Origin of the sequence: Kitasatospora sp. NPDC057512 (genome assembly GCF_042802135.1) — a bacterium.
Classification (GTDB): Bacteria; Actinomycetota; Actinomycetes; order Streptomycetales; family Streptomycetaceae; genus Kitasatospora.
The window spans coordinates 1-6,134 of record NZ_JBHVET010000533.1 but is presented as its reverse complement, the minus strand read 5'-3'; the positions used below and the strand labels follow the sequence as shown (position 1 = coordinate 6,134).

The window sequence follows — 6,134 nt, the reverse complement described above, 5'->3', positions numbered from 1 at the left end:
CCCGCACCAGGGCCCGGCGGTGTCCGTGCTGCGCGGGAGCGCGGGTCAGGCGGTCATGAACTCGCCCACCCGCAGCGCCCGCTTCACGATCCGGACGTCCCCGATGTACCCGTGGAAGACCTTGTCCAGCACCCCCGCGTACGCGTAGCCGCCCAGCATCCACGGCCGTCCCAGCGTGGTCAGCCCGACCGCGGGCGTCGCCGGGTTGCGCGCCACCTCGCAGCCGTCGACGTACATCCGGCTGAGCTTCCCGTCGTTGACCACCGCGACGTGCCACCACCGGTCCAGCGGCAACTGGTGGCCCCAACAGGTCGACGCCCCGGCCTGGTTGAGCGGGTAGACGCACCACTGGAGGGCCGGCGCCTCGGAGACGCTGAGCGTCGCGACCGGCTCGTCGGCGTCCGTCCCGGGCCCGCTCCTGCCCGCCTCGCCGCTCGTCCCCCAGCGGCTGAGCAGGGCGGACCAGCGGCTCTGCGCGGAGTCCCAGTCGGCGGGCAGCTTGAAGAAGGCCTCGACGGTGAACCCGGGCTCGAAGGTCTCCCGGTTCACCGGCGCGGTGGGCACCGTCTGCAGGTAGCCGCCGCGGACCGGCGAGCGGGTGCCCCTGAACAGCAGGCTGCCGTGGCCCGGCTGGTCCGGGTGGTGCTCGGCGGACCAGCTGAGCGCCCCGTCGGGCGTGCCCGGGGCACTCTGCCAGAGCAGGTCGTTGCCCTGCCCGGTCAGATCCTTGACGACCTGCTGCGGGGTGACGGCCGCACCGTCCGCGCCGCCGTTGTCGAACCGCCAGTAGGCCACCGTGTCGCGGACCAGCAGCTCGCCCGCCCGCCGCGCCGGGCGCTGCGGGACGGGCGCGAAGCCGGCGAAGCGGCGCTCGAAGTCGATCGCGAGCGAGAAGCGGTCCACGTCCGAGGTCAGCTCGACCTGCTGGGCCGCCAGCGCGTTGCGCTCCTCGGCCGCGATCTGCTGGATCCACGGCGAGAACGTCGACACGTCGACGGTGCCGCGGTCGAGGTCGAAGCGGTACGCCCGGATCATCGCCGCGCCGCCGTAGTAGCGGTCCTGGTAGTTGGTGATGTGGACGTGCACGTCGTGGCCGGCCCTGTTCCGCAGCACGGTGCGCCCGGGCGGCCAGTAGTGCCCGTTGACGGTCAGGAAGATCTGGTCGTTGCCGTCGATCAGCCGCTCCCAGAGCCGCTTCCCGTTGTCGGACAGCTCGGCGCGGCCGCCGTCGTCGGCGTGCGCCAGGTCGTGGGTGGTCAGGATCACCGGAAGCTCGGGGTTCGCCGCGATCACCCCGTTCGCCCAGGCGAAGCCCGCGTCGGAGAGCCGCCAGTCCAGCGAGAGCACCATCCAGTCGCGGCCCGCCGCCCGGAACACGTGGCAGGTGTTGTAGCCGTCCGGGCTGGAGCCCCGGTAGCCGGAGGTGCGGGCGGCCCTGGCCTTGCTGAAGGTCTCCAGGTACGGGGTGGCGCCGCGCTGGTCGTCGGTCGAGGAGCGGACGTCGTGGTTGCCGGCGAGCACGCCGTAGGCCGCGCCCGCGTCGTCCAGCAGGCCGAACACCTTGGTGACGGCGGCGTACTCGACGGCCAGGCCGTTCTCGGTGACGTCGCCGAGGTGGGCCAGGAAGACGATGTTGTCGTCCGTCCCGTCCTCCCGGTTGACCCCGCCGTCCAGCACGTAGCGGACCGAGGCCTCCAGCGGCGCCGGGTGGATCCGGTCCTGGTCGAACAGGTACTGGGTGTCCGGCATCACCACGACGGTGAACTGCCGGGCGTCCGGGTCGGGCTGCCACCGCCCCTTCTTCCCCTTGCCCTTCCCGGGCGCCTTCGCGGCCGCACCCGCCGCGACCGCCGCCTCGGGCCCGGCCGCCTGCGCCGGCACCGCACCTAGCAGGCCGAGCCCGGCGGTGCCGACCCCCGCGCCCAGCAGACCGGCCCCGCGCAGGAACCGGCGCCGACTGGCCGCGGCCGGCCCCTCCCCGTCGAGGTCGGCGGTCCGCGGGCAGCCGCACTCGTGCTCGGTCGCCTGGTTGTCGTGCATGTTCGCTCCCGGAAGTGGTGTGGGCCCTGACGGTAGGGAGCGGGATTGGTCGGAGATCATCGGCCGGGCCATGCCCCGATGAACAGCGGCCGAATCCGCCGGGCTTCGGGACCCGGGCTTCGGGACCCGGGCGGCGGGCGACGGTGGGCACCGGCGGGCCGGTGCGCCCGGGGGCCGGCATGCTCCCGGGGGCGGGCGTGTGCCGGCGCCGGAACCGGGTAGGCGCGCCGACGGAACACAACCGGCCGAATCCGTTCGGGGGCCGTCATGGCCGTACGACCCAGTCCAGACCTGCCGCACGCGGGCGGGGCCCGCCGCCGGAGCGGCGAGCGCCACGACTTCCCGCACACCCCGCAGGGCCCCGGCCGGACGATGCCCCAGCTCCGGCCGCAGGAGACGGTGCGCCGGGGCACCGAGCCGGTGACCGCCCGTTCGGACCTGGAGCTGCGGCGGCTGCTCTCGCGGGTCTTCCTCGTCCTGTTCGTCGGCGGGGCGGTGGCGTTCGCCGTGCTGGCCGCGCTGGCCGGCCCTGGCCCCGCCCCCAACCAGGGGACCTACGCCTTCTTCGCCGCCCTGTGCGCCGGGTTCGCCGGCGTCACCGCGCTCGACCTGCTGGTGATCCGGCGCCGACTGGCCGGCGGCCAGGGCCGCGACCGGGCCGACCCGGTCGGCGCCCCGGGGAGCATGGCCTCAGGCACCACTGCTCCGGGGACCACGACCTCAGGGATCAGGCCTCCGGAGCACCCGGAGCACCCGGGGCACCCGGGCGCCGACCGGCGGGACTGAGTGCGCGGCCCCCGACCGTCGCCCGCCCAACCGTCACCGGCGCCACAACCATCCCACCGGGTCTGGCCCGGTGGCCGTTCGGCAGACCGCAGGTTTGCATGGAGTCACCGAGCCCCCAGCGATCCGGAGGTAGCGCCGTGTACGAGATGTGGGCCGAGCACGACCCGGCGGTCTCCCCGCCCGCCGTGGTATGGCACGTGGTGGCCAAGGACGATGCGACCTCCTCGCTGTGCGGGCGCTTCCTGGAGCCCTCCCAGCGCGTCGTCCCGGTGGGGGACGGCGACGGCGCCGGTGCGGCCGGGCCGGACCGGTACTGCGACCCCTGCCTGGTCACCGTGCGCGAGGCCTTGGCCGCCAGCGCGCGGTGACCGTCCGGCCGTCCGTTGCGACGCCCGATCCCCTGCGACGTCCGATCTCCGTTGACTTCCTGCCGGCTTCCTTCCGGCACGCGTCATGGCCGTGTGCGCACGGCCCGCGTGTTCACGACGACGCGCTCACGACAGCGGCACCGACGCGCTCACGGCAGCGGCACCGCCATCAGGCACGGGTGCCGACTGCCCGTTGCGGGAGCCGCCAGGACGGTGGCCACCCCGCCGGTGATCTCCACCCGGAGGTCGCCGTCCGAGCTCTCCCAGACCAGGCCCCCGCCGGGCCCGACGGCCTGCGTCTCGTGCACGACGACGACGGACGGTGGAGCGTGCCCGCCGATCGGGCCGGGGAGCGTCACCGCGTAGCGGCGGGTGAGGCTTCTCATCGCGGCCTCCTTCTCCCCCCTCCCTGCGCCATGGATTCTCCCCTCTCTCGACCGCTTGTACACGGAGGATCATTGCCCTTCCAGGGGCCAACGGCGCCCTTCCGCGTCTGCCCAGGCCCGGAGCGCCCACACACCGACGGGCCCGGCATTCCGCCGTCCGGGTGACCGGACCCGCCGGCGCCGCAGGGCGAACCGTCGCGGCATGGGTCATCGTGACGTGAGAGGACACCCGTCCGAGCCCGAGGAGACCGTCCGTGGGAGTCAACGGCGCCGGACCGGACCGGCGGCCCGTGCCGCTGGGCAGCCGCCGTCCCCGGGTGTCGGCGCGCCGGACCCGGGCGGGGGCTCCCGGCCCTGGCCCGTTCCCGTCCGGGGAACACGTCCCCTCCGGACTGCGGACGACGGCCGGGTACACCTGGCGACTGGCCCTGCTCGGGCTCGCCGCCTACCTGGTCGTCAACGTCCTCACCCGCCTCGAACTGCCGGTCGTCGCGCTGTTCGTGGCGCTGGTCATCACCTCCGTGCTGCGCCCGCCGGTCGACCTGCTGGCCCGGGTCACGCCGCGCTCGCTCGCCGTCCTGGTCACCCTCCTCTGCGCCCTCGCGGTCGTCGGCGGGGTACTGGCGCTGGTCGGCACCACCGTCGCCGACGAGTGGGGCCGGCTGGGCAACGAGCTGCGCGGCGGCCTCTCCCGGATCGACCACTGGCTCACCGGCGCGCCCCTCCATCTGCGGCCCGGCACCGTCACCGACCTGCCGGCCAAGATCGGCACGTTCATCTCGGCCCACCGCTCCACCCTGCTCAGCACCGCGCTGAGCGGCGCCGGCCGGGTCGTCGAGCTGGTCACCGGACTGGCACTCGCGGTGTTCTGCTCGGTGTTCTTCCTGCACTCCGGCGACCGGATGTGGTCCTGGGCGCAGCGGCAGCTGCCGGTCCCGAGACGTTCGGCCTGGGACCGCGCCGGCCGCGCCGCCTGGCTCAGCTTCGCGGGCTACACCCGCGGCGTGCTGATCGTGGCGGCCTCCAACGCCGTACTGGTGGGCATCGCGCTGGCGGTCCTGCGGGTGCCGCTGGTCCTGCCGCTGATGGTGCTGGAGTTCGCGGCGACCCTCATCCCGCTGATCGGCTCCCCGATCGCCCTGGCGATCGCCGCCGTGGTCGCGCTCGCCGCCCGGGGGCCGGTGATCGCGCTGCTGGTGCTCGCGCTGATCGTGGTCATCGGCCAGATCGAGGGGCACCTGCTGCATCCGCTGGTGCTCAGCTGGTCCGTCCGCATCCACCCGGTGGTGATCGCCGTGTCGGTGGCCGGCGGCGCGGTACTGGCGGGGGTCCTGGGCGCGGTGGTGGCGGTGCCGGTGGTGTCGGTCGCCTGGGCGGTGCTCGGCGAGCTGCGCACCCACGGCAAGCCCGGGCGCCCGGGGGCGGAACCCGCTGCGGCGGGCGACCGGCCCGGCCGCGGAGAGGACCGGGGGCGGCGCCCGGGGCAGGGCGAGGGCGGCCGAAACGACGCGTGAGGGCGCAGCGGCGCCGACGACCGGCATCAGGCTGGTCGGCGAGGCCTTCGGACCCGCTCGCTTCGGACCCACTCGCCTCGGACCCACTCGCCTCGGACCCGCTCGCCTCGGACCCGCTCACTTCGGTCCCGGCCCGGCGTACGGGTGGTCCGCCCGGCCCCCCGTGGTGGGGCCGTTGGGCCCTGGCCGCGCGGCCGGGGGTCCGGGATCCTGGTCGCCGGTATGCGCCGGCTGGGAGTGGAAGGGCCTGGGGATGGGCGAGTTGGTCACGGTGAGGGCGTTCGAGGGGCTGACCGGCGAGGTCCTGGCCGAGACGCGGGCCCGGGTGGCCGCCGCGGCGGCGGCTCCGGGGGTGGGGACGCTGGTGGAGGCCCTGCGGGTCCGGCTGGCGGCCGTCGCCGGGGGCGTGCTGGCACAGGTGAACGCCGAGGTGGACGGCCGGCGGATCCGCGTCCAGGAGGCCGCGGCCGGGCTGGGCGACTCCATCGACCGGGTGAGCGACGCGCTGCGCGGCAGGATCAGGGCGGTCACCGGGGCCTGGGCGCCGCGCCCCTGGCCTGGCCACCGTACGGCGGCCTCCGGCGGGCCGGGCGGCGGGGCCGTCCGCGAGCTCCGGGTGTCCCGCCGCAAGGAGCCCTCGCTGGTGTGGTGCTCACCGGCGGCCGCCGCCCGGACCATGGACGCGATGGACTACGACATCCACCTGTTCACCGATCCGGCGACCGAGACCGACGCCGTGGTCTACCGGGTCGGGCCGACCGGCTACCGCCTCGCCCGTACCGTCCCCGCCGGACCGGCCGGCCGCCGGACCTCGCCGATCACCCTCAGCCCGTACGGCGCGCCCCGGCTGACGGAGGCGCAGGCCGTCGACCGGCTGGCGGGCGCGGAGCTGCCGTTCCTGTTCTTCGCCCACCCGGTCAGCGGCCGGGGCCGGGTGCTCTACCGCCGCTTCGACGGCCGGCTCGGCCTGATCGCCGGGCACGCCTGACGGCCGCGGGGCTTTCACCGGGCCCCGGGCCCTGGGGCCTTCGCCGGAACCG

The 6,134-nt window shown here is 75.5% G+C and carries 6 protein-coding genes; 4 read left to right on the top strand and 2 right to left on the bottom strand.

The annotated features are described in order from the left end of the window. Positions 1–45: 45 nt before the first annotated feature. Positions 46–2,040, bottom strand: a complete 1,995-nt coding sequence (locus ACFU6K_RS28390; protein WP_380667711.1) for a LamG-like jellyroll fold domain-containing protein — start codon at positions 2,038–2,040, stop codon at positions 46–48. Positions 2,041–2,307: 267 nt separating this feature from the next. Between ACFU6K_RS28390 and ACFU6K_RS28385 the strand changes: the two genes are divergently transcribed. Beyond that, the gene (locus ACFU6K_RS28385) at positions 2,308–2,826 is read left to right on the top strand and encodes a DUF6343 family protein (RefSeq protein WP_380667709.1); all 519 of its coding nucleotides are present in this window, start codon (positions 2,308–2,310) and stop codon (positions 2,824–2,826) included. Positions 2,827–2,963: 137 nt separating this feature from the next. After that, positions 2,964–3,194 carry a hypothetical protein gene (locus tag ACFU6K_RS28380; protein ID WP_380667707.1) on the top strand — a complete coding sequence of 77 codons (231 nt, stop codon included), beginning with the start codon at positions 2,964–2,966 and terminating at the stop codon, positions 3,192–3,194. Positions 3,195–3,343: 149 nt separating this feature from the next. Here the strand turns inward: ACFU6K_RS28380 and ACFU6K_RS28375 are convergent, their stop codons facing one another. Next, the gene (locus ACFU6K_RS28375) at positions 3,344–3,580 is read right to left on the bottom strand and encodes a DUF6296 family protein (RefSeq protein WP_380667704.1); all 237 of its coding nucleotides are present in this window, start codon (positions 3,578–3,580) and stop codon (positions 3,344–3,346) included. Positions 3,581–3,834: 254 nt separating this feature from the next. Here ACFU6K_RS28375 and ACFU6K_RS28370 point away from each other — a divergent pair, with 254 nt between their 5' ends. Together ACFU6K_RS28370 and ACFU6K_RS28365 are read left to right on the top strand one after the other, a co-directional pair. After that, positions 3,835–5,094 (top strand): AI-2E family transporter, encoded by a 1,260-nt coding sequence (locus tag ACFU6K_RS28370; protein ID WP_380667702.1) that lies wholly within the window; start codon positions 3,835–3,837, stop codon positions 5,092–5,094. 253 nt (positions 5,095–5,347) lie between these two features. Further along, positions 5,348–6,082 carry a sigma 54 modulation/S30EA ribosomal C-terminal domain-containing protein gene (locus tag ACFU6K_RS28365; protein WP_380667700.1) on the top strand — a complete coding sequence of 245 codons (735 nt, stop codon included), beginning with the start codon at positions 5,348–5,350 and terminating at the stop codon, positions 6,080–6,082. Positions 6,083–6,134: the final 52 nt, after the last annotated feature.

Coding starts and splice junctions, on each gene's coding strand:
- ACFU6K_RS28390 (WP_380667711.1), bottom strand. CDS start 2,040: ATGCACGACAACCAGGCGACCGAGCACGAGTGCGGCTGCCCGCGGACC.
- ACFU6K_RS28385 (WP_380667709.1), top strand. CDS start 2,308: ATGGCCGTACGACCCAGTCCAGACCTGCCGCACGCGGGCGGGGCCCGC.
- ACFU6K_RS28375 (WP_380667704.1), bottom strand. CDS start 3,580: ATGAGAAGCCTCACCCGCCGCTACGCGGTGACGCTCCCCGGCCCGATC.
- ACFU6K_RS28365 (WP_380667700.1), top strand. CDS start 5,348: ATGGGCGAGTTGGTCACGGTGAGGGCGTTCGAGGGGCTGACCGGCGAG.